A 25,529-nucleotide genomic window follows, 5' to 3' on the forward strand; every position below is an offset into this window, starting at 1 on the left:
TCCAGGGGCGAAGATGGGGCGCTTTCGGGGTGCTGCCTGCCCCGGGGTGGGGCGCCAGGCACTGCAAAGGGGCGCGCTTTGCCGCAGAGGGCGCAGGGGGCGGGTGGAGCGTGGCCGTTGCGCGCCCACGGCCGCCAGCCCGTGCGATGCCGCACACCGAGCACGTTCGCGACAGCGAAGTGCAGTGTCTCTGGCCGCTGCAGACCGGTTCACCCCGCCGTCTCGATAGAATCGTGGGTTCTCCCCATAAACCGGGTGGCCGCGCCCTGCGCGCGAGGCCCCTCACTGACCCAGGCCTGTTGCCCCTTTTCGCACATGACCAACCAAACCACGCCTTCGTTCTCGGTTGCCGACATCCGCAAGTCCTTCCTGGACTTCTTTGCCTCCAAGGGCCACACCATCGTGGCCTCGAGCTCGCTGGTGCCGGGCAACGACCCCACGCTGATGTTCACCAACTCCGGCATGGTGCAGTTCAAGGACGTGTTCCTGGGCACGGACAAGCGCCCCTACAACCGCGCGGTATCGGTGCAGGCCTGCCTGCGCGCCGGCGGCAAGCACAACGACCTGGAGAACGTGGGCTACACCGCGCGCCACCACACCTTCTTCGAGATGCTGGGCAACTGGAGCTTTGGCGACTACTTCAAGCGCGAATCGCTGCACTGGGCCTGGGAACTGCTGACCACCGTGTACAAGCTGCCGCCCGAGCGCCTGCTGGCCACCGTGTACCAGGAAGACGACGAGGCCTATGACATCTGGACCAAGGAAATCGGCCTGCCGCCCGAGCGCGTGATCCGCATCGGCGACAACAAGGGCGGCCGCTACAAGTCCGACAACTTCTGGATGATGGCCGACACCGGCCCCTGCGGCCCCTGCAGCGAGATCTTCTACGACCACGGCGACCACATCCCCGGCGGCCCCCCGGGCAGCCCCGATGAAGACGGCGACCGCTTCATCGAGATCTGGAACAACGTGTTCATGCAGTTCGACATGGCCGAAGACGGCTCGGTCACACCGCTGCCCGCGCCCTGCGTGGACACCGGCATGGGCCTGGAGCGCTTGGCCGCCATCCTGCAGCACGTGCACAGCAACTACGAGATCGACCTGTTCGACGCCCTGATCAAGGCCGCCGGCCGCGAGACCGGCGTGGCCGACCTGAACAACAAGAGCCTGCGCGTGATCGCCGACCACATCCGCGCCACCGCCTTCCTGGTGAGCGACGGCGTGATTCCGAGCAACGAAGGCCGCGGCTACGTGCAGCGCCGCATCGTGCGCCGCGCCATCCGCCACGGCTACAAGCTGGGCAAGAAGACGCCGTTCTTCCACAAGCTGGTGGCCGAACTGGTGCGCGTGATGGGCGACGCCTACCCCAAGCTGCGCGAGCAGGAGCAGCGCATCACCGAGGTGCTCAAGGCCGAGGAAGAGCGCTTCTTCGAGACCCTGGCCAACGGCATGGAAATCCTCGACTCGGCCCTGGCCGGTGACGCCAAGGTGCTGCCCGGCGACGTGGCCTTCAAGCTGCACGACACCTACGGCTTCCCGCTGGACCTGACCAAGGACGTGTGCCGCGAGCGCGACGTCGAGGTGGACGAAGCCGGCTTCCAGGTCGCCATGGAAAAGCAGAAGGCCCAGGCCCGCGCTGCCGGCAAGTTCAAGATGGACAAGGCCCTGGACTACACCGGCGATGTGAACCGCTTCACGGGCTACGAGCAACTGACCGAGACCGCCAGGATCACCGCCATCTACGTGGACGGCACCAGCAGCGCGGCCCTCAAGGCCGGCCAGAACGGCGTGGTGGTTCTCGACACCACCCCCTTCTACGCCGAAAGCGGCGGCCAGGTGGGCGACGAAGGCACCATCACCAGCGGCTCGGCCCGCTTTGCGGTGGGTGACACGCTCAAGATCAAGGCCGATGTGTACGGCCACCACGGCACGCTCGAAGAGGGCACGCTGAACGTGGGCGACACGGTGCAGGCCGAGGTCAACACGGCCGTGCGCGCCGCCACGGTGCGCAACCACTCGGCCACCCACCTGATGCACAAGGCCCTGCGCGAAGTGCTGGGCACGCATGTGCAGCAAAAGGGCAGCCTGGTGAACGCCGAGCGCACGCGCTTCGACTTTGCCCACAATGCCCCCGTGACCGATGCCCAGGTGCGCGAGATCGAGCGCCTGGTGAACGAAGAGGTGCTGGCCAACGTGCCCACGCAGGCGCGCGTGATGGACATCGAATCGGCCCAGAAGACCGGCGCCATGATGCTGTTCGGCGAGAAGTACGGTGAGACCGTGCGCGTGCTCGACATCGGTACCAGCCGCGAGCTGTGCGGCGGCACGCACGTGCAGCGCACGGGCGACATCGGCCTGTTCAAGGTGGTTGCCGAAGGCGGCGTGGCCGCAGGCGTGCGCCGCATCGAGGCGGTGACCGGCACGAATGCGCTGGCCTACCTGCAGCAGCTCGAAGACACGGTGAACCAGGCCGCCGGCACCTTCAAGACCCCGGTGGCCGAGCTCAACCACCGCATCGGCCAGACCCTCGATAGCGTGAAGGCGCTGGAAAAGGAAATCGCGGCCTTGAAGGGCAAGCTGGCATCGAGCCAGGGCGACGAGCTGGTCGGCCAGGCGGTGGACGTGAACGGCATCAAGGTGCTGGCCGCGGCCTTGCCCGGCGCCGACGCCAAGACCCTGCGCGACACCATGGACAAGCTGAAAGACAAGCTCAAGACCGCCGCCATCGTGCTGGCCGCCGTCGATGGCGACAAGGTGCAGATCGCTGCGGGCGTGACGGCCGACAGCATCGGCAAGGTCAAGGCCGGCGAGCTCGTGAACTTCGTGGCCCAGCAAGTGGGTGGCAAGGGCGGCGGCAAGCCCGACATGGCCATGGCCGGCGGCACCAATGCGGCCGGCGTGCCGGCCGCGCTGGCCAGCGTCGAGGCCTGGGTGCGCGAGCGCGCCTGAGGCTCAGCAGCGGGTACAGGCAGGTAACCAGATGGACCTGCCTGTGCTGATCTTCAAGCCGGGCCGGTGCCTGCTCGCCATGGCCTTGGGGCTATGGGCGGCCTGTGCCTCAGGCGCCCCTTCGGATGCCGTCGAGCGCGTGCAGTTCCAGGCGCCTGCCGGTGACTCGGGTGGCACGGTGACCCTGCAGGCCTGGTGGTACCGTCCGCCGGCCGCACTGGACCCGGCCACCGGCAAGTACACCAGGCCCCTGCCTGCCGTGCTCATGCTGCACGGCTGTGGCGGCATGCTCAACCGGCGCGGCCAGCCGACCGAGCGCATGCGTGAGTACGCCGACCTGCTCAACCAGCAGGGCTGGCATGCGCTGGCGGTGGACTCCTTGACGCCGCGCGGCGAAAAGGAGCTGTGCACCCAGCGCATCGGCACGCGCAAGATCAACCAGAACGACCGCCGCCGTGATGCGCTGGCCGCCCTGCAGTGGCTGGCCACCCAACCGGGCGTGGACGGCCAGCGGCTGGCGCTGCTGGGCTGGTCGCACGGCGGCAGTGCCGTGCTGGCTGCCAGCAACCTGCGCCATGCCGACGTGGCCGCTGCCAAGGTGCTGCCGCGCCTGGCCGTGGCCTTCTACCCCGGTTGCGGCTCCGACCTGCGCGGCGGCTACCGGCCGGCGGCCGATACGCTGGTGCTCGTCGGCAAGGCGGACGACTGGACGCCGGCCGCCCCCTGCCAGGCCCTGGCCGCGCCACGCGGCACAACACGCGGCGATATCCCGGACCGCCGCGAGGTGCGGGTGGTGGCCTACGAGGGCGCCTACCATGGCTTCGATGGCACCGTCCCCTTGCGCCTGCGCACCGACGTGCCCAACGGGGTGTACCCGGGGCAGGGCGTGCATGTGGGGGGCCATCCGGTGGCGCGCGACAAGTCGCGCAAGGAACTGCTGGCCGCGCTGGGCCAGGCGTTCAGCCGCTGAACGCCGTCGGCGCTGGCCGCGGGGCGGTCAGAACAGCTCGACGTCGTCGTTGGCGACCTTGGCCGTGAGGTGCCCGCCGGCCACCAGGTCTTCGTAGAAGCACACCTGGTTGCGGCCGTGCTCCTTGGCATAGTAGAGCGCCTGGTCGGCCTGGCCCAGGATTTCGACCGGTGAGCCGCGCGAGGTGCCCACGAAACCCAGGCTGACCGTCACCCGGCCCACCTGCGGAAAATCGTACTCCTGCACGGTCTCGCGGAAGCGGTTGAACACCTTGTGGGCGCGTGCCAGCGTGATGTTGCGCAGCAGCACCACGAACTCCTCGCCGCCGAAGCGGAAGATGCGGTCGTGCGAGCGGAACGAGCTGCGCAGGATGTTGGCGATCAGGATCAGCACCTCATCGCCGTAGAGGTGGCCGAAGCGGTCGTTGACCAGCTTGAAGTGGTCGATGTCCACCACGGCCAGCCAGTTCTGCGTCGGCTCGCTTTCGGCGGTCACCTCCTCGTTGACCAGCGCTTCGGCGCCCTGCGGGCGGGTGCTGCTCAGGCCACTGGCGGCGTTGCGCGAGAACTGCTCGTCGAAGGTCTTGCGGTTGAACAGGCCGGTGAGCGCGTCTCGCTCGCTGTAGTCCAGCAGGTTCTGGTAGTTCTGGTAGACCAGGAACACGCCCTTGATCACTTCGAGCTTGTGGGCCGAGAAGGGCCGCGACTGCGTGACCTCCAGGCAGGTGCTGACCTTCTCGTGCATCCAGACCGGCAGCCACAGCGTGTGGCGTCCGGGGCGGTGGGTCAGGGCGCTGTCGCCCTGGCTCTTCACGCACTCGCACAGCTCGGGGTACTGCTCCAGCAGCTCGCGCCGCGGGTCGGCGGCGGCCTCGGAGTCGGTGGAGACCAGTTGACCCTCCTCGACCCAGGTGCGGGGCCGCACATGGGCCACGCCCTTGTCGGTGAACAGCTCCAGCGCCCGGACCGCCTTGATGCCGCTGAGTTTTTGCAGGGTGGACAGCACCGACACCTCCAGCCGCAGGTGGTCGCGGTGGCCGGTCATTTCAACCAGGTGTTGCAGGATGGGCTTCATAGGCGCGGTGATGGCGGTCGTCCGGTGGAGGGTGCGCTAATTGCGTCGCACGAACACGATATCCCACACACCATGCCCGAGGCGCAGGCCGCGGTTCTCGAACTTGGTCAGTGGGCGGTAATCCGGCTGCGGCGCGAAGCCGCTGGCGGTGTTGGCCAGCAGGGGCTCGGCACCGAGCACTTCCAGCATCTGCTGGGCATAGGGTTCCCAGTCGGTGGCGCAGTGCAGGTAACCGCCGGGCTTGAGCCGGGCGGCCAGCTTGACCACCAGCGGCGACTGGATCAACCGGCGCTTGTTGTGCTTGGTCTTGTGCCAGGGGTCGGGAAAGAAGATGTGCACGCCATCGAGGCTGGCCGGTGCCAGCATGTGGTCGATGACTTCCACGGCATCGTGCTGCAGGATGCGGATGTTGCCGATCTCCTGCTCGCCGATGCGCTTGAGCAGGGCACCCACGCCGGGCTCATGCACTTCGCAGCACAGAAAATTGTCGCCCGGGCGCACGCGTGCGATGTGGGCCGTGGCCTCGCCCATGCCGAAGCCGATCTCCAGGATCAGCGGGGCTGTGCGGCCAAAGGCGGCAGGGGCATCGAGCGGGGCGGCGGTGTAGGGCAGCACGAAGCGTGGGCCCAGGTCCTCGAAGGCCTTGGCCTGGCCCGTGGTGGTGCGCCCGGCGCGGCGCACGAAGCTCTTGATGGTCTTGGGGTAGGCGACGCCAGCGGGCGCAGCGCTGCCCGCGGCAGGCGCCCCGGCGGCGGGGGCCGCGCTGTCGGGGGCGGGGGAAAGGGATGGCAGTTCGGTCACGATGGGCCATTGTAGTTTCTGAACCACGCTGTGGCCCATTGCGCCAGCGCATCCCCGGTGCAAGTGTTGTGCGGATGTGCCAGCGCAGGCAGGCCCAGGGCCCGCGCAGCCTGCTCCAGGGCCCGCAGGGGGTTGCCAAGGTCCAGGGCCTGGGCGCCGTTCTGCTTGGACAGCTTTTCGCCATTGTCACCGCGCACCAGAGGGGTATGCAGGTATTGCGGCGTGGGCACGCCGAGTGCGCGCTGCAGCAGGATCTGGCGCGGGGTGTTGTCGGCCAGGTCCTCGCCGCGCACGATGTGGGTGATGCCCTGGGCCGCGTCGTCGACCACCACCGCCAGTTGGTAGGCCCAGAGGCCGTCGGCGCGGCGCAGCACGAAATCACCGATCTCGGCCGCCACGTCCTGCTGCTGGGCGCCCAGGCGCCGGTCGGTCCATGCCGTCGGGGGCAGACCTGCGGCTACGCGAAAGCGCCAGGACCGGCCGCTTCGCCCCTGCAGGCCATGGCGGCAGGTGCCGGGATAGGGCAGGGCTGCATGCCGCTCGCGCGCGTGGCCGAGCGCGAGCTGGGCTTCTTCGATGTCCTTGCGCGAGCAGGCGCAGGGGTAGGCCGCGCCATCGGCCACCAGGTGGTCCAGTGCCTGCTGGTAGAAGGCACCGCGCGCGGACTGCCACAGCGGCGGCTCGTCGGGCACCAGCCCGCAGGCGGCCAGTTGCTGCAGAATGATCTCGCCTGCGCCAGGAATGCAGCGCGGGGTGTCGACATCCTCGATGCGCACCAGCCAGCGGCCGCCCTGCCCGCCATTGAAGGCGCGGGCGTCGAGCCAGCTGGCCAGGGCGGCCACCAGCGAACCGGCATGCAGGGGCCCTGTCGGCGACGGCGCAAAACGGCCGGTGTAGCCGGACCCGGGGCCCTGCCCAGCGTCCTCGCCTCCTGTCATGCCACGGCCAGGGCCAGCTCCAGTCCGGACACGAAGGCATCTTCCAGGCGGTGGCCCAGGCACCAGTCGCCGCAGGCACCGAGGCCCAACTGGGCATCCCACAGGTGGCTGCGGCCCAGCGGGTGCGTGGTCTGGGCATAGCGCCAGCGCTGGGTCTGGGCGTGCGCGGGCTGGGCGCGGATGCCGGTCACCTCGGCAAAGGCCTTGATCAGCTTGGCCTGCACGCGCTCGGCATCGTCTTCGAGGTGCTCGGCCGACCAGGCGGGGCTGGCCTGCACGGTCCAGCGCTCCACGCTGGGGCGGCCGGGCTTGGAGGATTCGCGTGCCAGCCAGGCAATGCGGTGGTGCGTGCTGCGCGCCGCATTCCACTGCGGGCCCAGCGTGGTCAGGCCCGGGCGCACGGCCTGCGGGTAGGCCAGCATCAGCGTCCAGCAGGGGGCGATGGCAACGCTGGACAGGGCCTGTGACAGGCTGCTGTCGATGGCCGAGGTGGACAGCAGGGCCTGCGCGGGCGTGGCGGGCTGGGCCAGCAGCACCGCGTCGAAGCCGGCGTACACGTGGTGGCCGCCGTCGGGGCCTTCGGTGCGCAGCTGCCAGCCCGGGGCATTCAGGGCGTCGTGCTCGATGCGCGTGACGCAGGTGTCGGTGATCAGCCGGCCGGCCTGGGCCAGCGGTGCGGCCCAGGCGGCCACCAGCGATTGCATGCCGGGGCTGGCGACCCAGTGCGCCTCGCGCGTGGGCAGGCCGGCGGCGGTCACGCGGCCGGCAGCATCCAGCACGCGCACGGAATTGGCGCTCCAGCGCTTGCACACGCCGGGCACGGTGTCGATGGCGCGCGCAAAGCGCGCATCGCGCACGGTGAAATACTGCACACCGGCATCGAAGCCGCCAAAGGGCGAGTCGATGGTGGTGGTGCGTCCGCCAGCGGCGGAGGATTTTTCGAAGACGGTGACCTGGTGGCCGGCCTGCACCAGGGTGCGGGCGCAGGCGATGCCGGCCATGCCGGCACCGATGATGGCGAAATGCCGGGGGGTCTTGGCACTGCCGGCGGGTTTGCGGGGGGAGGGGGTTGTCGTCGTGGTCGCCGCAGCAGGGCTGGGTGCAGGGCGTCGGGGCCGTTTGGCAGGGCGAGAAACAGGTTTGCTCATGGGAGGCCTTTCGGGAACGGTTGGCTGGAAAACTCCGACAGCAACCACTCTACACGCCCCGCACAGGGCTGCGCATCAGAAATGATGGTGGTTTTCCAGCAGTGCGCGCCGTGTTGCGGGGCTTTGCAGCTGGTTGAGCCACCACTGCAGCGCACGGCCGGGCGCGGTGAAGCCCGGCCCGCCCCAGGCGTAGTGGATGGGCACGCGGCGTTCCGGCCGCGCCACCTTGCGCGCCACCAGCCGCCCGGCTTCGAGGTAGGGGCGCACCATGGGTTCGGGCAGGAAGCCGCCGCCCAGGCCGCGCAACTGGGCGCGCACCTTGGCCTGCATGGTGTCCACGGTGAGCACGTCCTGCCCGCCCAGCAGGCCCATGGTGGCGCCGCCGCGCAGGGCCGAGTCGGCCACCGCCACGGCGCGGTGCTGCAGCAGGGTGGCATCGGTGATGGGCTCGGCCACCGAGGCCAGTGCATGGTGCGGTGCCACCACATAGATGAACAGCAGGTCCCCCAGGGTGGCCTGCTGCAGGCCCGCCACGCTGGAGCCGGCGATGGTGACGCCGATGGCCAGATCCGCCCGGCCCGAGGTCAGGGCCTCCAGCGTGCCGGTCATGATGCCGTCGCGCAGTTTGAGCCGGGTGGGCGGCGCCATGGCATAGAACGCATCCACCAGCTCCATCATGGTGTGCGGCGAGATGGCGCCATCGACCGAAATCGTGAGCTGCGGCTCCCAGCCCGTGGCCACGCGGCGCACGCGGTGGGCCACGGCGTCGATGTCCTGCAGCAGCCGCGCGCCCTCGCGCAGCAGCTCCACGCCGGCCTCGGTGGGGCGCGCCTGGCGTGCGCTGCGGTCAAACAGCAGCACGTCCAGCGCATCCTCGATCTGGCGCACGCGGTAGGTCAGCGCGCTGGGCACCAGGCCGAGCTGGCGCGCTGCGGCCGCAAAGCTGCCGGCCTCGGCGATCACCTGCAGCATGGCCAGGCTGTCGGGGGTCAGCACATCGCGCGGGTTTTGCATGGTGGTGCCATGGTAATTCAATTTTTTTGAATCATGCCATCAATGTGCCAGCGCCCGGAACAGGGTGCACGGGCCTAAAGTTGCGTCTTGAAAGGGCTACACACCATGTTGACTGTTCGCAAATCCCAAGACCGCGGCTACGCCGACCATGGCTGGCTGCATTCGTACCACAGCTTCTCGTTCGCCGGTTACCACGATCCCGAGCACATGGGCTTTGGCAACCTGCGTGTGATCAACGAGGACCGCATCGCCCCGGGCATGGGTTTTGGCACCCATGGCCACCGCGACATGGAGATCATCAGCTACGTGCTGTCGGGCGAGTTGGCCCACAAGGACAGCATGGGCAACATCAAGGGCATTCCGCCCGGCGACGTGCAGCGCATGAGCGCCGGCACGGGCGTGCAGCACAGCGAGTTCAACCATGCCGAGGGCCAGACCACGCATTTCCTGCAGATCTGGCTGCTGCCCGATGTGCAGGGCATTGCGCCCGGCTATGAGCAAAAGGCCTTTACCGACGCCGAAAAGCGCGGCACGCTGCGCCGGGTGGCGTCACCCGACGGGGCCGAGGGCTCTGTGACCGTGCACGCCGACGCCACGATCTACGCTGGTCTGTTCGACGGCAGCGAGTCGGCCAGCCTGGCGCTCGACCCGGCGCGAAAGACCTATGTGCACCTGGTGCGCGGCGCGCTGCAGGTCAACGGCCATGCGTTGTCGGCCGGCGATGCCGCACTGATCGAGAAGGAATCGGCCCTGGCGCTGACCGATGGCCGCGATGCCGAAGTGCTGGTATTCGATTTGGCCCCTTGACCCATTTTTTTGTCCAACCCTGTTTTACCTGTCACCCGAAGGAGTCCCCCATGTTCAATTCCCTGCAAAACCCCCTGGCCCTGGCCTCGCGCCTGCTGCTGGCCGCCCTGTTCCTGCCTGCCGGCATCGGCAAGCTCACCGGCTTTGCCGGCACCGTGGGCTACATCGCCTCCGCGGGCCTGCCCATGCCCACCGTGGCGGCCGGCCTGGCAGCCGCCGTGGAGGTGCTGGGCGGCCTGGCGCTGGTCTTCGGTTTCGGCACGCGCTTCGCCGCGTTGGCCCTGGCCTTCTTCACGCTGGTGGCCAGCTTCTTCTTCCATGCCTACTGGGCCCTGCCGGCCGACAAGCAGATGATGCAGCAGCTGATGTTCTTCAAGAACGTGGGCGTGACCGGCGGCCTGCTGGCCCTGGCGGCCTTTGGCGCCGGAGGCTGGAGCGTGGACGCGCGCCGCTCTTCGCGCTGACCCCACCATCCTGCGGCATGATGGCGTCTTAACCTTGCAAGGAACCCCCGCATGCTGCAGATCGCCGTCGTCTACCACTCGGGCTATGGCCACACCCAGCGCATGGCCCAGGCCGTGGCCGACGGGGCCGGCGCCGAGCTGATCGCCATCGATGCGGACGGCAGCCTGCCCGAGGGCGGCTGGGAAACCCTGGCCGCCGCCAGCGCCATCATCTTCGGCTCACCGACCTACATGGCCGGGCCCAGCTGGCAGTTCAAGCGCTTTGCCGACGCGTCGTCCAAGCCCTGGTTCAGCCAGGCCTGGAAGGACAAGCTGTTCGCCGGCTTCACCAACAGCGCCGCCACCAATGGCGACAAGCAGATCACGCTCGACTACCTGTTCCACCTGGCCATGCAGCATGGCGGCCTGTGGGTGGGTGCCGGTGTGCTGCCATCGAACTCCAAGACCGCCACGCGCAACGACGTGAACTGGCTGGGCGCCTACAGTGGCGCGATGGCGCAGTCGCCATCGGACGCCTCGGCCGGCGAGATGGCCCCAGGCGACCTGGACACCGCGCGTGTGCTGGGACAGCGGGTGGCCGAGCTGGCAGCCCGATTCCATCAAGACTGACACCAACCCCACGATCACAGGAGCTCACCATGCCACGATGCCATCGCCTTCGCGCCCGCGCCGCTGGAGCACGTCCATGAGCGCCGCCCTGCGCCTGTCCGGCCACGCCAAGGACCTGGGCGGCGGCTTCACCGTGCGCCGCCTGCTGCCTGCGGTGCAGTGCCGCTCGGTCGGGCCGTTCATCTTCTTCGACCATTTCGGCCCGGTCTCGGTGGTGCCCGGTGCGGCGCACGATGTGCGGCCCCACCCGCACATCGGCCTGGCCACGGTGACCTACTTGTTCTCCGGCGCCATCATGCACCGCGACAACCTGGGCTATGTGCAGCAGATCGAGCCCGGTGCCATCAACTGGATGACGGCCGGCAACGGCATCGTGCACTCCGAGCGCCGCCCCGAATCGCTGGCCGAAACCACCTACGTGAACCATGGCATCCAGCTGTGGGCCGCGCTGCCGGTGGCGGCCGAGGAGGTCGATGCCTCCTTCGTGCACACGCCGGCCGCTGCCATTCCCGAAGTGCAGGTGGGTGACGCCGTGGTGCGCGTGCTGATCGGCACCGCCTTTGGCCAGACCTCGCCCGTGGCGACCTATGCGCCGACGCTGTACCTGGACGTGCAGCTGCCTGCGGGCGGCGTGCTGGAGCTGCCCGCAGCCCTGGCGCAGGAAATGGCGCTCTACCCGGTGGATGCCGAGCTGCTGCTCGATGGCGAGCCGCTGCCCGACCACACCCTGGCGGTGCTGCCCGCGGGTGCCTCCGCGGCGCCCGTGCGTCTGCAGGCCGGCGCCAGTGCGGTACGCCTGATGCTCATCGGTGGCGACGCGCTCGACGGCCCGCGCCACATGTGGTGGAACTTCGTCTCCAGCCGCAAGGAGCGCATCGTGCAGGCCGCCGGCGACTGGGAGGCCGGGCGCATGAAAGTGGTGCCCGGAGAAACGGAATTCATCCCGCTGCCGGAGCACCGTTTCCGCGCGGACTGAGAACCTGATCAGGCCTCTTGCGGCTTGTCGGTGGACAGGTCGGCGGCCAGCACCCGGCGCTCGTCGAAGACGAAGCAGCCGCCGTGGTAGTGGGCGCCATCGGTTTCCTCGAAGTACTTGAGGATGCCGCCTTCGAGCTGGTAGACATGCGGCAGGCCTTCCTCGCGCATGAGGATGGCCGCCTTCTCGCAGCGGATGCCGCCGGTGCAGAAGCTCACCACCGTCTTGTCGGTCAGTTCGGCCTTGTTGGCACGCAGCGCCGGGGGGAACTCGGTGAACTTGTCGATGCGCCAGTCGATGGCGTTGTCGAAGGTGCCGTGGTCCACCTCGAAGGCATTGCGGGTGTCGAGCGTCACCACCTCGCGGCCTTCGTCGTCGTGGCCCTGTGCCAGCCAGCGGTGCAGCGTGGCCGGCGTCACGGCCGGGGCGCGGCCGGCCGAAGGCTGGATGGTGGGGTGGTCCATGCGGATGATCTCGCGCTTGACCTTGACCAGCATCTTGCGAAACGGCACCGTGTCCGACCAGCTCTCCTTGGGGGCCAGGTCGGCAAAGCGCGCGTCGCTGCGCAGCGCGTCGACGAAACCGCGCACGGCTTCGGCCGGGCCCGCCAGGAAGAAATTGATGCCTTCCTCGGCCAGCAGGATGGTGCCCTTGAGCTGCGCTGCGTGGGCACGCTCGTGCAGCAGGTCGCGCAGCGCATGCGCATCGGGCAGCGGCACGAATTGGTAGCAGGAGATGTTGAGGACGTCGTTCACGGCGATGGCCTGTGGTTCACACGGAATTCAGGGAAAGAAGTGGTCCGCCAGGCACCATTCTCCTGGCGGGCGGGCACTGATTGTCGCGTGGCGGCGTGGCGGCTGCCGCCGTACCGGTCAGACCGTGGGCACCAGCAGCGTGGTCTCGATCTTGTTGGCCAGTTGGGCAATGGCCAGCGAGGCCGGGCAGCCCGGCGTGTTGAGCAGCAGCAGCTGGCGGCGCATCACGGCGTCGCGCACCGAAGGGTCGGCCGGGATGTCGCCCATGTGGATCAGGCGCACGCCGCGGCCGGTCTCGGTGCTGACGAAGCGGTCCAGCACCTGCTGCAACTGGCCCGTGATGGCCCGGCCATCGCCCGGGCGGGCGGCCTGGTTGATCACCATGCGCACGTGCTGGCGCTTTTGCTGCATGGCCAGCACCTTGATGGCGGCATAGGCATCGGTCAGCGAGGTGGGTTCGGGCGTGGCCACGATCAGCACCTCGGAAGCCAGCGAAATCGAGAACAGCACCACGTCCGAGATGCCGGCGCCGGTGTCCAGCAGGATCACGTCGTAGTTGGGCGCGATCGCCTGGATCACGTTCAGGAACTGGTTGCGCACCTCGGGTGTGAGGCGCGAGTACTCCACCATGCCCGAGCCGGCCAGCAGCACCGCGAAGCCGCCGGGCGCCTGGATGATGGCGTCCTCGAGCAGGGCCTTGCCGGTGAACACGTCGTGCAGGGTGATCTTGGGGTGCAGGTTGAGCACCACGTCCAGGTTGGCCAGGCCCAGGTCGGCATCGAGCACCAGCACGCGCTGGCCGCGCCGCGTGAGCGCCGCTGCGAGGTTGGCCGACACGAAGGTCTTGCCCACGCCGCCCTTGCCGCTGGTGATGGCGATGATGCGCGCACCGGTGGCCGCCGCGCCGGGTGGGCGGCCGGGCGAGGGTGGGGCGTCGGAGGAGGTGGGTGGGGGGGACAGCGCGTCGCTCATCTTCTAACTTTCAGTTGGCGCTGCCTGCTGGGTCCAGCGGGGGCAGATCGCCCCAGCCCGAGGGGGTGTACAGCGGGCCGAACAACAGGCTCTTTTCTTCGGCACTGACGGTGCTGTCGGGCTGCTCTTCGATGCTCACCCGGTTGCGGCCCGCCGATTTGGCCTGGTAGAGCTGGTGGTCGGCCCGGTCGGTCCACAGCAGGGTGGTCGAGCGGATCCATTGCAGGGCGAAGGCCCCGCCGACGCTCACCGTGACATTCAGCTCCACGGAAGGCGAGATTCTGACCGGCGTGTTGGCCACGGCGCGGCGGATGCGCTCGGCCACGACCTTGCCGAAGGCCGCCTGGCAGGCGGGCAGCACCACGGCGAACTCCTCGCCGCCATAGCGCGCCAGGGTGTCCATGGGGCGCACGCAGGCACTCAGGGTGCGCGCCACCGATTGCAGCACCACGTCACCGGCCAGGTGGCCATGGGTGTCATTGACCGCCTTGAAGTGGTCGATGTCCAGCATCAGCAGCAGGGCCGCTTCGCCCGAGCGCGTCACGCGGTCGATCTCGCGCTCCAGCACGGCACGGAAATGCCGACGGTTGGCCAGCCCGGTGAGGGGGTCTTTGAGGGAAAGCTCGCACAGACCGTCGATCAGGCCCTGGAGGTAGCGCGACGGTGCTTCGCGTTGCAGGGAGGCTTCGCTGCCGGCCGCCTGCGCCACGAGCGCGTGTGCAATGTCCAGACGCAGATCGCGCAGGTCTACGAGATGAGAGGCCGCAGAGTCAGACACAAATGGATAAGGCAGAGTTCGTCGAGTGTAGCAGTGGGACGGCCCAAAAACTGCAGCTTCTGGGCCGGCCGTGGGGTGATACGGCTCAGGTGGCTGCATCCCCGGGGGTGGCAGGCGGTATCTGCTGCAGCACCTGCAGGGCCTCGGCATCGGTGCGGTACATCCGCAGCGCCGGGCCGGGCTCGAGCAGTCCGGCGCGGCGCAGCACCTGGTCCACCGGCAGTTTCATGCCGCTCACGTGCAGTATGCCGCCGCGCGCCTGCATCAGGGCGCGCAGCGTGGCGAAGGTTTCCACGCCGGTGATGTCGATGCGGTTGATGGGCTGGGCCATGAGGCACAGGTCGGTGATTTCGGGGTGGGCGGCCAGGTGGTCGGTCACGTGCCGCTCCAGCGCGCTGGCCGAGCCGAAATCGAGCTCCGCATCCATGCGCAACGCCAGCAGGCGGGGCGCCAGAGGGGGCAGATGCCACAGGTGGCGGTCGCGCAGGCTGCCGTCGGGGTGCAGGCCCACCTCGATGATGCGCGGGTGCAGGCGCTGGTACAGAAAGTGGCTCAGGTTCATCACCAGCCCCACCAGCACGCCCCAGTACATGCGCGGCGCGGTGGCCAGCGTCAGTGCAAAGGTCACGCCGGCCATCGCGGCCTCGACGCGCGAGATGCGCCACAGGCGCAGCAGGGTGGCGGGCTTGATGAGGCTGGTCACCGCCGTGATCACCACCGCCGCCAGCACCGACTGCGGCACATGGTAGAGCGCCGGCGTGAGCCACAGCAGCACCACCAGCACCAGGGCGATGGCGAACAGCGTGGCCCAGCCGGTGCGCGCGCCCGCGTACAGGTTGATGGCCGAGCGCGAGAACGAGGCGCTGGTGGCGAAGCTGCCACACAGGCCGCTGCTGATCTTGGCCAGGCCCTGGCCGATCAGGTCCTGGTTCTCGTTCCAGCGCTCGCCCGAGCGCTGGCTCTCCACCTTGGCGCTGGAGGCGGTCTCGAGAAAACTCACCAGCGTGATCACCAGCACCGGCATCACCAGGGCAGAAAACTGCGACCAGGACAGCAGGCCCGGCCAGTACAGGGAAGGCAGCCCTTCGGGCAGCGTGCCCACGACGGAGCCGCCGCCATCGGCATAGCCGAGCGCCCAGCTCAATGCCCCGGCCGCGCCCACGACCATGATGGCGGCCGGAAAGTTCGGACGCCAGCGCCGGGCCAGCACCAGTATCGCCAGGCTGCCCAGGCCGAAGGCGGCAGCGACCAGATCGAAATGGCCCAGCGAGGGGGTGGACCACAGGGCCCCGAGGTCCGAGCGCAGGCCGGTGAAGGCGCGCAGCTGCGAAGCCAGTATCAGCAGCGCCGCCGCCTGGGTGAAGCCGCTGAGCACCGGGGAGGTCACCAGGTTGAGCAGCCAGCCAAAGCGGGCCACTCCCATTACCAGTTGCAGCAGGCCCGAGAGCAGGGCCATCCAGGCCGCCAGGGCCACCCACTGGGCGCTGCCGGGCTCGGCCAGCCCGGTGAGGGAGGCGCCGATCAGCAGGCTGGTGAGCGCCGTGGGCCCCACGCCCAGCCGGGTGGAGGCGCTGAACAGCACGGCGACCAGGGCCGGGATCAGCGAGGCATAGATGCCGGTCACCAGCGGCATGCCGGCGAGGGCCGCGTAGGCCACGCCCTGGGGCACCAGCATCAGCCCCACGGTGATGCCGGCGGAAAATTCGCCCTTCAGGAGGTGGCGGTCGGGGCGGGGCCAGGCGAGAAACGGAAACCAGCGGGACAGGGAGGACAAGGAAGGCATGGCCCCGATTGTCGCGCGCCTTGAGAGGCTGCCTTGCGTCCTACAGCCACTTCGGAGCTCTCCGACTCCCCGCGCGGGCCTGGGTGCCTAAAGTACCAACCATGTTCCCAAACGCAAGGAGTTATTCCATGAACACCGCACCCATTGCCCAGCGCCCCCTTCACCGCATCGCCAGCGTGCTGGCCGTCAGCGCCCTGGCGCTGGGCCTGGCTGCTTGCAGCAAGACCGAAGACGCCACTGTGGGCCAGCGCCTGGATTCGGCCGTTGACCGCACCGAACAGGCCGCCACCGAAGCCCGCATCAAGGCCGAAAGCGCCCTGCAAAGTGCCGGCAACAAGATGGAGCAAGGCTCGCAGACGGCCATGGAAAAGGTCGATGACGCCACCATCACGGCCCAGGTGTCCGCCGGCCTGGCCAAGGACCCTGACCTGAGCGCCATCAAGATCGATGTGGACACCGTCAATGGTTCCGTGACGCTCAATGGCCCCGCCACCACGCCGGCCGCCAAGGAGCGTGCCCAGACGATCGCCAGCGCCGTCAAGGGCGTGACCTCGGTCAACAACCAGTTGACCGTCACTCCGAGCTAAGGCACAGCCGTGTACCTGACGGCTTGCACCGGACCCCGGGACTGTAAAGATACCGGACCCCACGCGCACCGGGCAGGGATGGACTTGCGAACCGCCAGTCGGGCAGCGAGCAGGCTGCCTCCTTCATCTTCATTGCGAGGACTGGCATTCGAAGACCGCCCATGCAAGTGATGCGTGCAATGCAAGCCATCGGCCATGCCCTGGCCTTTGCCTGCCCCCGAACAGGGGCCATGGCAAAGGGGCTGCGCCGCACAAGGTGACCCTTGTGCGGCGCGCTACCATTGGCGGCATGCAAGACCATGCCACCGACATCGCCTCCCGCCTCGTCCACCACGACTACCTTCCGCCTGCGGGATTCCAGGCCCCCCAGACCCCGGTCTACAAAGCTTCGACCGTGATCTTTCCCAACGTGGCTGCGATGCGCAGCCGCGAATGGAAGGACAAGAGCGGCTACACCTACGGCCTGCATGGCACCCCCACCACCTTCATTCTCGAAGAGCGCCTGTGCGCGCTGGAGGGCGGGCTGCAGTGCCTGCTGGTCCCCAGTGGCCTGGCGGCGATTGCCAACGTGGCGCTGGCCTTGCTCAAGCCGGGCGATGAGCTGCTGATTCCTGACAACGTCTATGGGCCCAGCAAGGACCTGATCCACGGCGAGCTGCGCCGCTTCGGCATCACGCATGCGGTCTACGACCCGCTCGATCCGGCCGATCTGGCCGCGCGCATCACGCCGGCCACCCGCCTGGTGTGGCTCGAAGCGGCCGGCTCGGTCACCATGGAATTCCCCGACCTGTGCGAGCAGGTGCGCATCTGCCGCGCGCGCGGCGTCACGACGGCGCTGGACAACACCTGGGGCGCGGGCCTGGCGTTCGCGCCCTTCGACCTGCTGGGAGACGGCAGCCTGGGGGTGGACATCTCGGCCCATGCCTTGACCAAGTACCCCAGCGGCGGTGGCGACATCCTCATGGGCAGCATCGTCACGCGCGACGAGGCGCTGCACATGAAGCTCAAGCTCACCCACATGCGCCTGGGCCTGGGCGTGGGGGGCAACGATGCCGAGGCGGTGCTGCGCTCGCTGCCCAGCATCGGCCTGCGCTACCGCGCGCACGACGAGGCGGCGCGCTCCCTGGCGGCGTGGTTGCAGCAGCAACCGGCCATCGCCCAGGTGCTGCACCCGGCATTGGCCGGTGCGCCGGGCCATGACCACTGGAAGGCGCTGTGCGGCGCCGCCTATGGTGGCGCGGGCGCGGCCGCAGGCCTGTTCAGCGTGGTGGTCGATGCGCGCTTCGGCCAGGACCAGGTCGATGCCTTCTGCGACGGCCTGCGCCTGTTCAAGCTGGGCTACAGCTGGGGCGGGCCCATGAGTCTGGTGGTGCCCTATGACCTGGCACGCATGCGCGGCCGGCCCACCGCCCACCTGAAGCCCGGGACGCTGGTGCGGTTTTCCATCGGGCTGGAGGCGGCGGAGGATCTGCGCCAGGACCTGCTGCAGTCGCTGCAGCGGGCCTTTGCCCCCGCCTGACGGGGGCGGGGCATGTCGGCAAAGGAAGGCCTAGCTGTTACAGTGGGCCTCTACTTCAGGAAGCAAACACCTTGGCAACACCCAACTACGGATACGAAAAGCGCCAGCGCGAGCTCGCAAAAAAGCAAAAAAAAGAAGAGAAGCTGCGTTCCAAAACCCAGCGCAGGCCGGATGACCCACAGGGCGACCAGCCAGCCGGTGGCAATGGCGATGGCGCCCCGGGCGCCAACCAGCCCACGGGCGCACCCGGCGGCTGAGCCTTGGAGCCCGCCGTGTCCGGCACCCTGCCGCGCCGCACAGGCTGCAGGCAGGCCCCCAGGCACGGCGCTCAGCGCAGCAGCTTTTTCAGCTCTGGCCACACGTTGGCCAGCATCTGCGGGTGCGCCTCTGCACGCGGGTGAATGCGGTCCGCCTGGAACAGGCGGGTAGGGTCCGGGCCATCGGCCACGCCCTTGAGGAAAAACGGCACCACGGCCACTTTCTTGGCCTGGGCCACGGTGGTGAACAGGCCGGCAAACCGGTTCGCGTAGTCGGTGCCATAGTTCGGCGGCACCTGCATACCCACCAGCAAGACCTTGGCCCCGGCCTTTTGCGCCGCATCGGTCATGGCGATCAGATTCTCTTCGGTGTTCTTGAGCGGCAGGCCGCGCAGCGCGTCATTGCCGCCGAGTTCGATCACCACCACGGCGGGCTTGTGCTGGGTCAGCAGGGCGGCCAGGCGCGATCGCCCACCCGAGGTGGTCTCGCCGCTCACGCTGGCATTGACCACGCGGCGCACCATCTTTTCCTCCTGCAGCCGCTTTTCCAGCAGGGCCACCCAGCCGGCACCGCGCGCCAGGCCGTACTCGGCACTCAGCGAGTCGCCGAGCACCAGAATGGCCGGCACGCCTGGCGCGGAAGATGCAGGCGCCTGGGCCCAGGCGGTGGATGCACAAACCCCTGCCAAACCCAGGATGCCCGCCGAGAGGATAAAGTGGCGCCGATACTGCAGATGTCGAATCAAAGCAAAGAACCTTTCATGTCCGAATCTTCCCCATCGCCCGTGACCCCCATTATTGCCGTCGAGCACGTCTTCAAGTCGGTCACGGATTCGACCGGTACGCTGGACATTCTGCGGGATATCGATTTCCGCCTGGCGCCAAGGGAAACTGCGGCCATCGTGGGGGCCTCGGGCTCGGGCAAGAGCACGCTCCTGTCCATCATCGCCGGGCTCGATACGCCCACGCGCGGCACGGTGCGGCTCGATGGCCATGACCTCTTCGCCATCGACGAGGACGAGCGCGCCGCGCTGCGCGCGCAGAAGGTGGGCTTCGTGTTCCAGAGCTTCCAGCTCATGGGCAATCTCACCGCGCTGGAGAACGTGATGCTGCCGCTGGAGCTGGCCAACCGCCGCGACGCGCGCAAGGCCGCCGCCGACATGCTGGCGCGCGTGGGCCTGGGCCAGCGCCTCGGCCACTACCCCAAGGTGCTCTCGGGCGGCGAGCAGCAGCGTGTAGCGCTGGCGCGTGCCTTCGTCGTGCATCCGGCGGTGCTCCTGGCCGACGAGCCCACGGGCAGCCTGGACTTTGCGACCGGCGAGACCATCATGCAGCTCATGTTCGAGCTCAACCGCGAACAGGGCACCACCCTCGTGCTGGTCACGCACGACCGCGGCATTGCCGCGCGCTGCGAGCGGCGCATCACCATCGACGCCGGGCAGGTGGCTGAGAACTAGGCTACCCCCTGAGGCGCTTCGCGCCTTCCCCCTGGAAGGGGGACGCCACCGGTGGCCTGGCAAAGCCAGTTCCACGGTGGCACTGGCCTTGACGCGCCAGTTGCATGGGCCTACAGCGTCATCGACAGCTGATAGGGAATCGGCTTCGTCCAGTCGATAATCGGGGCATGTCTTCCCCCAAAGTTCTTTTCGGCTTCCACGCCGTGGGCGTGCGTCTGAAGACCGCGCCCAAATCCGTCATCGAGATCTACTACGAGGTCACGCGGCGCGACGCGCGCATGCGCCAGTTCCTTGATCGCGCCCGCGAGGCCGGTGCCCGGCTGATCGAAGCCGACAGCGAGCGCATCGCCAAGCTCGCCGGCAGCCATGGCCACCAGGGCGTGGCGGCGCGGGTGGAGCCCGTGGCGCAGATCACCTCGCTCGACGAGCTGCTGGAGAACCTCGAGGCGGCCGGCGTCGAGAACCCGCTGCTGCTGGTGCTCGACGGCGTGACCGACCCGCACAACCTGGGCGCCTGCCTGCGCGTGGCCGATGGTGCCGGCGCCCATGCCGTCATCGCCCCCAAGGACCATGCCGTGGGCATCAACGCCACGGTGGCCAAGGTGGCCAGCGGCGCGGCCGAGACCATGCCGTATTTCATGGTCACCAACCTGGCGCGCACCCTGGGCGAGCTCAAGGAGCGCAACATCTGGTGCATCGGCACCAGCGACGATGCGCCCAAGACCGTCTACCAGGTGGATTTGAAGGGCCCCGTGGCCCTGGTGCTGGGAGCCGAAGGCGACGGTATGCGCCAGCTCACGCGCAAGACCTGCGACGAGCTGGTCAGCATCCCCATGAAGGGCGCGGTGGAGAGCCTCAATGTGTCCGTTGCCAGTGGCGTCTGCCTCTACGAGGCCCTGCGCCAGAGGACGTGAACACCCCCGGGTGCCTTCCGCTTCTCCTCCTCTCTCTCTTCGTGGGGGGGGGGGGGGGCCCCCGGGGGGGGGGGGGCGGGGGGGGGGTGGGGTCGTTTTTTGGGGGGGGAAGGGGGGAGGGACCGTATGCAGGAGGATCGCCTGGACACCGTGCGCGCCTGGGTGCAGGAGGCCCGGCACATCGCCGTGCTCACCGGCGCGGACGTGAGCGCCGAGTCGGGCGTGCCCACCTTCCGCGATGCGCAGACCGGCTACTGGGCCCAGTTCCGTGCCGAGGACATGGCCACCGAGGAGGGCTTTCGCGCCCACCCGGAGCGGGTCTGGAACTGGTACCAGCACCGGCGCCAGTTGATGGAGGGCGTGGCGCCCAACGCCGGGCACCTGGCGCTGGCGGCCTTCCAGGCGGCCCACCCGGGGCGGCTGACGCTGATCACCCAGAACGTGGATGGCCTGCACCAGCGCGCCGGCAGCACCGGCGTGCTGTGCCTGCATGGCGATCTGTTCGCCGACCGCTGGCTCGACACGCCGCGCAACTGCTGCCACATCGACGATGCAGTGGCCGGCAGCCCGCCGCATTGCGACCGCTGCGGCAACCAACTGCGCCCCGGCGTGGTCTGGTTTGGTGAAATGCTGCCGCTGGCCGTGTTCGAGGCCGCAGAGCAGGCGTCCCGGCGCTGTGATCTGATGCTGGTTGCCGGCACGGCAGGGGCCGTGTACCCGGCTGCGGGCCTGGCGCGCCAGGCGCGTGCGGCCGGTGCCTGTGTGGCCGTGGTCAACCCCGCTCCGAGCGAACTCGACGATGCCGCCGATGCCGTGCTGCGCGGCACCTCGGCGACCTTGCTGCCCCAACTGCTGGTGGCCTGACCGGCAACGCCCTGTCTTGGGGGTATGCCCCAAAATTGTGCGCTTTGTGCGACAGGCTGTCGCAAAGCGGACAAGTTGCCCCCGGCCGTGCCTGTAGCCTGCGCCACCTTTGCACAATTCTCCGGGCACCTTCACACCATGAGCCGTCGTCACTTTCTCCTGCGCGCCACCCAGATGGCTGCGGCCACCAGCCTGCCCGTGTGGGCCTCCACGGCAAACGCGGCGGAGGAGCCCCTGTCCGCGAAGCACATCAACCTGGGCTGCTCCATCGCCCTGACCGGGCCGCTGGGCCAGGCCGGCATCGAGCAGTTGGCCGGCATGAAGGCCGCGTTCGCCGAGCTGAACCAGGCCGGCGGCGTGCACGGCCGCGAGATCCGCATGGACGCCAAGGACGATGCCTACGTGGCCAGCCGCACCCTGCAGAACGTGACGCAGATGCTGGAGGCGCAGTCCATCTTCGCGTTGATCTCGCCCCTGGGCACGGCCAACACGGCCGCCATCCTGCCGCTGATCGAAGGCAAGGGCATCCCCACCGTGGGCCCCATCACGGGCGCGCCCTCGCTGCGCTCGGCCGAGCAGCGCAACGTGTTCTTCGTGCGCCCCAGCTACCGCGACGAAACCCAGCGCCTGGTCAAGCAGGTGGTGGAGATGGGCCTCAAGCGCATTGCCGTGGTCTACCTGGACAACCCCTTCGGCAAGGAAGTGCTCAAGGACATGTCGCGCGCACTCGACGAGATCAAGGTCGAACGCGCCGGCGAATTCGCCCTGGCGGTGGACGGCAAGAACGGTGCCGAGCTGGCCGACAAGGTAGCCGCCGAGCGCCCGGGCGCCGTGCTGCTGGCCACCACCGGCACTGCCAACACGGCCTTCGTGCTGCCGTTCCGTGCCAAGGCGGCCGGCGTGCCGCTGGCCGGCATCTCGGTCACGGTGATCTCGTCGGAGCTGCCCAAGCTGGCCGCCGCCACGCGCGGCATGGCCCTGGTGCAGGTGTTCCCCGACGCCAATTCGCAAAAATCGGTGGTGGTGCGCAAGTTCCAGAGCACCATGAAGGCCACGGGGGCCAATGCCGCCTTCATCAACAGCGGCAGTTCCCTGGAAGGCTGGGTCAATGCCCAGATCATGATCGAGGGCCTGAAGAACGCGGGCAAGGACCTGAACCGCGACAAGCTGCGCAATGGCCTGGCAGGTATCCGCTCGCTCTCGTTCGGCGACTTCAACGTCGGCTTCGGTGCCAAGGCACCCTATGTGGGCTCGGACTCGATCTACCTGGCCATCTACGCCGAGAACGCACGCCGCCTGAGCTGAGCCCTACGGCGGGGCTTTCGCGCCGCCGCCCAGGGCCCTGAGCCCCTGTCGCCGCTCCACCAGCAGGCCGGAGTTGCCTCAAGGGTCCACGAAGTAGCGGTAGTTCCGGTCACGCGCGAGGAGCAGCAGGTAGCGCCCACCCACCTCCATGGGGAAGCGCGAGCCCGTGTTCTCGCTGTACAGCGCCAGGCCTGGCGGCATGTGCCCGCGCACGGTGCGCAGCACCTTGAGCACGCACAGCGTGGCCGTGATGGCGTCCGGATCCGCTGGGTCCTCATGCAGCAGCTCTGCCTACCCGACCTCGGCCACCACCACGCCCGAGGCCGTCGCGGCTTCCTGCGCCGCGGTGGGCGCACGCCCATCGATGCACGCTGCCTTGGCCACAGGTGCGGCCACTACCAGGCACAGCAGGCAAAGCAGGCAGGCAACCATCCGCACGGCAGGAAGGCTGCGCACGCCGCGGGTGCGCTGCAGTGTGCCGCTCATTCGGAAAGTTCCTCCCAGTACGGCTCCATGTAGTCTTCCAGGAAGGCGATGAAGCTGCCTGCAATGGGCTCTGCGCGCCCCGTGCTCTGGTGGTAGAAAAGCACCACCGGGTTTTCTCCGTCTTGCACGCGCGAAGTGTCCAGGCAAAAGGGTTCGTTGTCGTCCTGGCTGCGCTGGATGACGACCAGGTGGGCGGGCAGGGGTGCAGCCCAGCCTTCACGGTAGTGCAGGGTGTCGCCGTGCACGCTACCCAGGCCGCCCAGGGGCTCGCTGGCCGGGATGGTGGAGATGCACAGGCTGTCCAGTCCGCCACCACCGGTCTTCAGGATAAAGGTGCGAAACGAGCCGCTGATGCGCACGCCCAGCGCCTGCTCAAGGGCGGTGAGGGCGGCCTGCGAGCTGGCGCCGGCCCAGTCCACGCTGTGCTCGCCATCCGGCAGGTGGGCCAACTGGTCGATGCGTGCAATCAGGCGGTCCATGCTTTCCTGGTCGTTCATGGGTTCTGCCCTGTGCTGTTCTGGATGAAATCGTCCACGGCGGCCTTGGCCTGCTGCAAGGTGCTGCCATGGGCCTGCTGGTGGGCGCGCAATGCCGCCAGCTTGCTGCCGGGGTTGCGTGCAAGCGCGCGCCAGTCAGGCGGCGCCTTGGCTGCCAGCAAGGCCGTGCTGCGCGCCATGGCGGGCGCACATTCCCAGCGCGCGGTGATGGCGAGCGCCACATCGGGCGGGGAGAAGCGCTCCAGTGCCTCCAGCAGCGCGCTCTGCGATACCAGGGACGGCACCGTGCGCGGAGGACAGCGCGGGCCATCGCGTACCTCGCGCAGCAGGGGCTGCGCACGGCTGAGCGCGCGCAGCCAGGCGCCTGTCGCTGCATGCATGCCGGCGGCCACCTGGTCCACGTCGTTGCGCACCACCTGGCAGGCCTGTGCGGTGGTGAAACCGTCCTCGCCGGTCCAGTCGCTGAGGTCTGCCAGCGCCCGCAGCAGCTGCACGCAGGCAAAATCCTGGAAGGAGCGGTATCCCACTTCGCTCGCACCGCTGTCGTGCCGCACCAGGGCCACGCCGGGCTCCGGGGACCCTTCGAGGGGGAGCAGGCACCATGCATCGCCCGCACCGGTTTCGGCAAAGGGCACCAGGCGCTGGCCATTCTGGTACGCGGGGTTCAGCCATTCCTCGGCGGTGGTGCGTACGCCCTGGGCATCCAGCCATTCGAAGTCACCGCAACTGATCAGCGGCGGCGGCGCGCTCAGGCAGCGTTCCCTCCAGGTGGCAGCCCAGTCGGGGCCATAGGCCGTGGCCCCGCCCGCCACCAGATGGCGCAGCAGCGGCGGCAAGGCGATGCCGGTGTCTGCCGCCAGCGCGTCGAGGGCTTGCAGCAATGCGCTCACAGGTACCACCGCCACGCCTGCAGCATGCCTTGCGCGCGGGCTTCGCTGCCCGTGAAGGCCGCGAGCGCCTGCGCCACCTGCGCGCGGCTGCTGGCCTTGAGCTCATAGGTTTCATCCAGCGCATCGTCGCCCAGGGCCGCGAGGGCGTTGGCCACCGTGGCGATGGCGCCCAGCGCGGTGGGCAGGTCCTCGGCAAACCGGCTCGGGTCGTTGAAGTTCCCTCGTCCCGCCAGGTCGAACCAGACGCTGCCGTCGTTGCGGTCCAGGATGAACGGGTTGGCGCCTTCCTGCGCGATCACCAGCCAGTGCGCAGGCCAGCCCGCGATGGGATTGCCGGGGTTGCGCGACCAGGCATAGCCGTCCTGCCGTGCCCAGAGCTTGCGCAGCGGCGGCACGTCCACCGGGTTGCCCCCGGCGTTGATGGCCAGGCCCACCGGGCCCACCGACGCATGCCAGGTCTCGCCCCAGGGGCCCACCTCGCGGTAGAAGGCCTCCACGATGGCGGGCAGGGGGAAGGGGCCCTGCCAGTCGCTGGCGGGCTGGGGCTGCAGGCGGCCCCAGGGGGCGAGCAGGGGGCGTATGCGGTCGAATGGTGCCATGGGTCGCTCCGAATGTACGCCGCTGCAGCCGCTCCGGCCGGGGAATATTTGGCTTGGAGTTTGCCTGCCCCATGCCTAAGATGCTTCAAAAGGGGGGCGGGAGCCGGGTGGGCGCA

28 protein-coding genes are annotated in these 25,529 nt (G+C 68.8%); 13 read left to right on the forward strand and 15 right to left on the reverse strand.

Annotated features, from left to right (window positions below; all coding sequences use genetic code 11):
• Positions 1 to 315: 315 nt before the first annotated feature.
• Positions 316 to 2,949, forward strand: a complete 2,634-nt coding sequence (gene alaS / locus U5N23_RS30250; protein WP_322596381.1) for an alanine--tRNA ligase — start codon at positions 316 to 318, stop codon at positions 2,947 to 2,949.
• Between the two features lie 31 nt (positions 2,950 to 2,980).
• On the forward strand, positions 2,981 to 3,919 hold the full coding sequence (locus U5N23_RS30255; RefSeq protein ID WP_322596382.1) for a dienelactone hydrolase family protein: 939 nt from the start codon (positions 2,981 to 2,983) through the stop codon (positions 3,917 to 3,919).
• A gap of 27 nt (positions 3,920 to 3,946) precedes the next feature.
• Here the strand turns inward: U5N23_RS30255 and U5N23_RS30260 are convergent, their stop codons facing one another.
• From U5N23_RS30260 to U5N23_RS30280, 5 genes are all read right to left on the reverse strand, one after another.
• Positions 3,947 to 4,993: a GGDEF domain-containing protein gene (locus U5N23_RS30260; protein ID WP_322596383.1), complete on the reverse strand. Its 1,047-nt coding sequence runs from the start codon at positions 4,991 to 4,993 to the stop codon at positions 3,947 to 3,949.
• A 36-nt stretch (positions 4,994 to 5,029) separates the two neighbouring features.
• Positions 5,030 to 5,833: a tRNA (guanosine(46)-N7)-methyltransferase TrmB gene (gene trmB / locus U5N23_RS30265; RefSeq protein ID WP_416208692.1), complete on the reverse strand. Its 804-nt coding sequence runs from the start codon at positions 5,831 to 5,833 to the stop codon at positions 5,030 to 5,032.
• Entirely contained in the window at positions 5,791 to 6,732 is a 942-nt protein-coding gene (gluQRS, locus tag U5N23_RS30270) for a tRNA glutamyl-Q(34) synthetase GluQRS (RefSeq protein ID WP_322596384.1), read from the reverse strand. Before gluQRS ends, trmB begins: the two co-directional genes overlap by 43 nt.
• Positions 6,729 to 7,880: an NAD(P)/FAD-dependent oxidoreductase gene (locus U5N23_RS30275; protein WP_322596385.1), complete on the reverse strand. Its 1,152-nt coding sequence runs from the start codon at positions 7,878 to 7,880 to the stop codon at positions 6,729 to 6,731. The genes gluQRS and U5N23_RS30275 overlap by 4 nt, the downstream gene beginning before the upstream one ends.
• Before the next feature lie 75 nt (positions 7,881 to 7,955).
• Positions 7,956 to 8,894 (reverse strand): LysR family transcriptional regulator, encoded by a 939-nt coding sequence (locus tag U5N23_RS30280; protein WP_322596386.1) that lies wholly within the window; start codon positions 8,892 to 8,894, stop codon positions 7,956 to 7,958.
• 105 nt (positions 8,895 to 8,999) lie between these two features.
• Here U5N23_RS30280 and U5N23_RS30285 point away from each other — a divergent pair, with 105 nt between their 5' ends.
• From U5N23_RS30285 to U5N23_RS30300, 4 genes are all read left to right on the forward strand, one after another.
• Positions 9,000 to 9,701 (forward strand): pirin family protein, encoded by a 702-nt coding sequence (locus U5N23_RS30285; protein ID WP_322596387.1) that lies wholly within the window; start codon positions 9,000 to 9,002, stop codon positions 9,699 to 9,701.
• A 50-nt stretch (positions 9,702 to 9,751) separates the two neighbouring features.
• The gene (locus tag U5N23_RS30290; protein WP_322596388.1) at positions 9,752 to 10,165 is read left to right on the forward strand and encodes a DoxX family protein; all 414 of its coding nucleotides are present in this window, start codon (positions 9,752 to 9,754) and stop codon (positions 10,163 to 10,165) included.
• 51 nt (positions 10,166 to 10,216) lie between these two features.
• Positions 10,217 to 10,774, forward strand: a complete 558-nt coding sequence (locus U5N23_RS30295) for a flavodoxin family protein (protein WP_322596389.1) — start codon at positions 10,217 to 10,219, stop codon at positions 10,772 to 10,774.
• A gap of 76 nt (positions 10,775 to 10,850) precedes the next feature.
• On the forward strand, positions 10,851 to 11,750 hold the full coding sequence (locus U5N23_RS30300) for a pirin family protein (RefSeq protein ID WP_322596390.1): 900 nt from the start codon (positions 10,851 to 10,853) through the stop codon (positions 11,748 to 11,750).
• An 8-nt stretch (positions 11,751 to 11,758) separates the two neighbouring features.
• Here the strand turns inward: U5N23_RS30300 and U5N23_RS30305 are convergent, their stop codons facing one another.
• The 4 genes from U5N23_RS30305 to U5N23_RS30320 all read right to left on the reverse strand — a co-directional run bounded on the left by U5N23_RS30305 (position 11,759) and on the right by U5N23_RS30320 (position 16,038).
• Entirely contained in the window at positions 11,759 to 12,505 is a 747-nt protein-coding gene (locus tag U5N23_RS30305) for a sulfurtransferase (protein ID WP_322596391.1), read from the reverse strand.
• 117 nt (positions 12,506 to 12,622) lie between these two features.
• Positions 12,623 to 13,477: a MinD/ParA family protein gene (locus U5N23_RS30310; protein ID WP_322596392.1), complete on the reverse strand. Its 855-nt coding sequence runs from the start codon at positions 13,475 to 13,477 to the stop codon at positions 12,623 to 12,625.
• A 10-nt stretch (positions 13,478 to 13,487) separates the two neighbouring features.
• Positions 13,488 to 14,255, reverse strand: a complete 768-nt coding sequence (locus tag U5N23_RS30315; RefSeq protein ID WP_322596393.1) for a GGDEF domain-containing protein — start codon at positions 14,253 to 14,255, stop codon at positions 13,488 to 13,490.
• An 85-nt stretch (positions 14,256 to 14,340) separates the two neighbouring features.
• Positions 14,341 to 16,038 (reverse strand): SulP family inorganic anion transporter, encoded by a 1,698-nt coding sequence (locus U5N23_RS30320; RefSeq protein WP_322596394.1) that lies wholly within the window; start codon positions 16,036 to 16,038, stop codon positions 14,341 to 14,343.
• A 128-nt stretch (positions 16,039 to 16,166) separates the two neighbouring features.
• On the opposite strand from U5N23_RS30320, the gene U5N23_RS30325 reads away from it, so the two are divergent.
• The 3 genes from U5N23_RS30325 to U5N23_RS30335 all read left to right on the forward strand — a co-directional run bounded on the left by U5N23_RS30325 (position 16,167) and on the right by U5N23_RS30335 (position 18,401).
• On the forward strand, positions 16,167 to 16,625 hold the full coding sequence (locus U5N23_RS30325) for a BON domain-containing protein (RefSeq protein ID WP_322596395.1): 459 nt from the start codon (positions 16,167 to 16,169) through the stop codon (positions 16,623 to 16,625).
• Positions 16,626 to 16,914: 289 nt separating this feature from the next.
• Entirely contained in the window at positions 16,915 to 18,144 is a 1,230-nt protein-coding gene (locus U5N23_RS30330) for a PLP-dependent transferase (RefSeq protein WP_322596396.1), read from the forward strand.
• A 71-nt stretch (positions 18,145 to 18,215) separates the two neighbouring features.
• A complete protein-coding gene (locus tag U5N23_RS30335) occupies positions 18,216 to 18,401 on the forward strand; it encodes a hypothetical protein (protein WP_322596397.1) in 186 nt (61 codons plus the stop codon).
• Positions 18,402 to 18,472: 71 nt separating this feature from the next.
• Here the strand turns inward: U5N23_RS30335 and U5N23_RS30340 are convergent, their stop codons facing one another.
• Complete coding sequence (locus tag U5N23_RS30340) at positions 18,473 to 19,147, reverse strand: arylesterase (RefSeq protein ID WP_322596398.1); 675 nt, start codon at positions 19,145 to 19,147, stop codon at positions 18,473 to 18,475.
• 15 nt (positions 19,148 to 19,162) lie between these two features.
• Here U5N23_RS30340 and U5N23_RS30345 point away from each other — a divergent pair, with 15 nt between their 5' ends.
• The 4 genes from U5N23_RS30345 (at position 19,163) to U5N23_RS30360 (ending at position 22,941) form a co-directional block, all read left to right on the forward strand.
• Entirely contained in the window at positions 19,163 to 19,858 is a 696-nt protein-coding gene (locus U5N23_RS30345) for an ABC transporter ATP-binding protein (RefSeq protein WP_322596399.1), read from the forward strand.
• Between the two features lie 167 nt (positions 19,859 to 20,025).
• Positions 20,026 to 20,772 (forward strand): 23S rRNA (guanosine(2251)-2'-O)-methyltransferase RlmB, encoded by a 747-nt coding sequence (gene rlmB / locus U5N23_RS30350; protein WP_007859295.1) that lies wholly within the window; start codon positions 20,026 to 20,028, stop codon positions 20,770 to 20,772.
• Positions 20,773 to 20,898: 126 nt separating this feature from the next.
• On the forward strand, positions 20,899 to 21,636 hold the full coding sequence (locus tag U5N23_RS30355; protein ID WP_322596400.1) for an NAD-dependent deacylase: 738 nt from the start codon (positions 20,899 to 20,901) through the stop codon (positions 21,634 to 21,636).
• Between the two features lie 138 nt (positions 21,637 to 21,774).
• Positions 21,775 to 22,941, forward strand: coding sequence for an ABC transporter substrate-binding protein (locus U5N23_RS30360; RefSeq protein WP_322596401.1), 1,167 nt, complete (start codon positions 21,775 to 21,777; stop codon positions 22,939 to 22,941).
• 78 nt (positions 22,942 to 23,019) lie between these two features.
• Here U5N23_RS30360 and U5N23_RS30365 read toward each other — a convergent pair whose 3' ends face one another.
• The 5 genes from U5N23_RS30365 to U5N23_RS30385 are packed head-to-tail and all read right to left on the reverse strand — an operon-like array spanning position 23,020 to position 25,413.
• A complete protein-coding gene (locus tag U5N23_RS30365) occupies positions 23,020 to 23,175 on the reverse strand; it encodes a hypothetical protein (RefSeq protein ID WP_322596402.1) in 156 nt (51 codons plus the stop codon).
• A 57-nt stretch (positions 23,176 to 23,232) separates the two neighbouring features.
• A complete protein-coding gene (locus U5N23_RS30370; protein WP_322596403.1) occupies positions 23,233 to 23,427 on the reverse strand; it encodes a hypothetical protein in 195 nt (64 codons plus the stop codon).
• Positions 23,424 to 23,924, reverse strand: coding sequence for an SMI1/KNR4 family protein (locus tag U5N23_RS30375; RefSeq protein WP_322596404.1), 501 nt, complete (start codon positions 23,922 to 23,924; stop codon positions 23,424 to 23,426). The genes U5N23_RS30370 and U5N23_RS30375 overlap by 4 nt, the downstream gene beginning before the upstream one ends.
• Positions 23,921 to 24,814, reverse strand: a complete 894-nt coding sequence (locus tag U5N23_RS30380) for an SMI1/KNR4 family protein (RefSeq protein ID WP_322596405.1) — start codon at positions 24,812 to 24,814, stop codon at positions 23,921 to 23,923. The genes U5N23_RS30375 and U5N23_RS30380 overlap by 4 nt, the downstream gene beginning before the upstream one ends.
• The gene (locus tag U5N23_RS30385) at positions 24,811 to 25,413 is read right to left on the reverse strand and encodes a hypothetical protein (protein WP_322596406.1); all 603 of its coding nucleotides are present in this window, start codon (positions 25,411 to 25,413) and stop codon (positions 24,811 to 24,813) included. Before U5N23_RS30385 ends, U5N23_RS30380 begins: the two co-directional genes overlap by 4 nt.
• Between the last annotated feature and the right edge of the window lie 116 nt (positions 25,414 to 25,529).

Origin of the sequence: Acidovorax sp. (genome assembly GCF_034519795.1) — a bacterium.
Taxonomy (GTDB): domain Bacteria; phylum Pseudomonadota; class Gammaproteobacteria; order Burkholderiales; family Burkholderiaceae_C; genus Acidovorax.

Excerpts from the sequence above, each read along its gene's own strand:
- alaS (WP_322596381.1), top strand. The coding sequence starts at position 316 with ATGACCAACCAAACCACGCCTTCGTTCTCGGTTGCCGACATCCGCAAG.
- U5N23_RS30255 (WP_322596382.1), top strand. The coding sequence starts at position 2,981 with ATGGACCTGCCTGTGCTGATCTTCAAGCCGGGCCGGTGCCTGCTCGCC.
- U5N23_RS30260 (WP_322596383.1), bottom strand. The coding sequence starts at position 4,993 with ATGAAGCCCATCCTGCAACACCTGGTTGAAATGACCGGCCACCGCGAC.
- trmB (WP_416208692.1), bottom strand. The coding sequence starts at position 5,833 with ATGGGCCACAGCGTGGTTCAGAAACTACAATGGCCCATCGTGACCGAA.
- gluQRS (WP_322596384.1), bottom strand. The coding sequence starts at position 6,732 with ATGACAGGAGGCGAGGACGCTGGGCAGGGCCCCGGGTCCGGCTACACC.
- U5N23_RS30275 (WP_322596385.1), bottom strand. The coding sequence starts at position 7,880 with ATGAGCAAACCTGTTTCTCGCCCTGCCAAACGGCCCCGACGCCCTGCA.
- U5N23_RS30280 (WP_322596386.1), bottom strand. The coding sequence starts at position 8,894 with ATGCAAAACCCGCGCGATGTGCTGACCCCCGACAGCCTGGCCATGCTG.
- U5N23_RS30285 (WP_322596387.1), top strand. The coding sequence starts at position 9,000 with ATGTTGACTGTTCGCAAATCCCAAGACCGCGGCTACGCCGACCATGGC.
- U5N23_RS30290 (WP_322596388.1), top strand. The coding sequence starts at position 9,752 with ATGTTCAATTCCCTGCAAAACCCCCTGGCCCTGGCCTCGCGCCTGCTG.
- U5N23_RS30295 (WP_322596389.1), top strand. The coding sequence starts at position 10,217 with ATGCTGCAGATCGCCGTCGTCTACCACTCGGGCTATGGCCACACCCAG.
- U5N23_RS30300 (WP_322596390.1), top strand. The coding sequence starts at position 10,851 with ATGAGCGCCGCCCTGCGCCTGTCCGGCCACGCCAAGGACCTGGGCGGC.
- U5N23_RS30310 (WP_322596392.1), bottom strand. The coding sequence starts at position 13,477 with ATGAGCGACGCGCTGTCCCCCCCACCCACCTCCTCCGACGCCCCACCC.
- U5N23_RS30320 (WP_322596394.1), bottom strand. The coding sequence starts at position 16,038 with ATGCCTTCCTTGTCCTCCCTGTCCCGCTGGTTTCCGTTTCTCGCCTGG.
- U5N23_RS30325 (WP_322596395.1), top strand. The coding sequence starts at position 16,167 with ATGAACACCGCACCCATTGCCCAGCGCCCCCTTCACCGCATCGCCAGC.
- U5N23_RS30330 (WP_322596396.1), top strand. The coding sequence starts at position 16,915 with ATGCAAGACCATGCCACCGACATCGCCTCCCGCCTCGTCCACCACGAC.
- U5N23_RS30345 (WP_322596399.1), top strand. The coding sequence starts at position 19,163 with ATGTCCGAATCTTCCCCATCGCCCGTGACCCCCATTATTGCCGTCGAG.
- rlmB (WP_007859295.1), top strand. The coding sequence starts at position 20,026 with ATGTCTTCCCCCAAAGTTCTTTTCGGCTTCCACGCCGTGGGCGTGCGT.
- U5N23_RS30355 (WP_322596400.1), top strand. The coding sequence starts at position 20,899 with ATGCAGGAGGATCGCCTGGACACCGTGCGCGCCTGGGTGCAGGAGGCC.
- U5N23_RS30360 (WP_322596401.1), top strand. The coding sequence starts at position 21,775 with ATGAGCCGTCGTCACTTTCTCCTGCGCGCCACCCAGATGGCTGCGGCC.
- U5N23_RS30370 (WP_322596403.1), bottom strand. The coding sequence starts at position 23,427 with ATGAGCGGCACACTGCAGCGCACCCGCGGCGTGCGCAGCCTTCCTGCC.
- U5N23_RS30375 (WP_322596404.1), bottom strand. The coding sequence starts at position 23,924 with ATGAACGACCAGGAAAGCATGGACCGCCTGATTGCACGCATCGACCAG.
- U5N23_RS30385 (WP_322596406.1), bottom strand. The coding sequence starts at position 25,413 with ATGGCACCATTCGACCGCATACGCCCCCTGCTCGCCCCCTGGGGCCGC.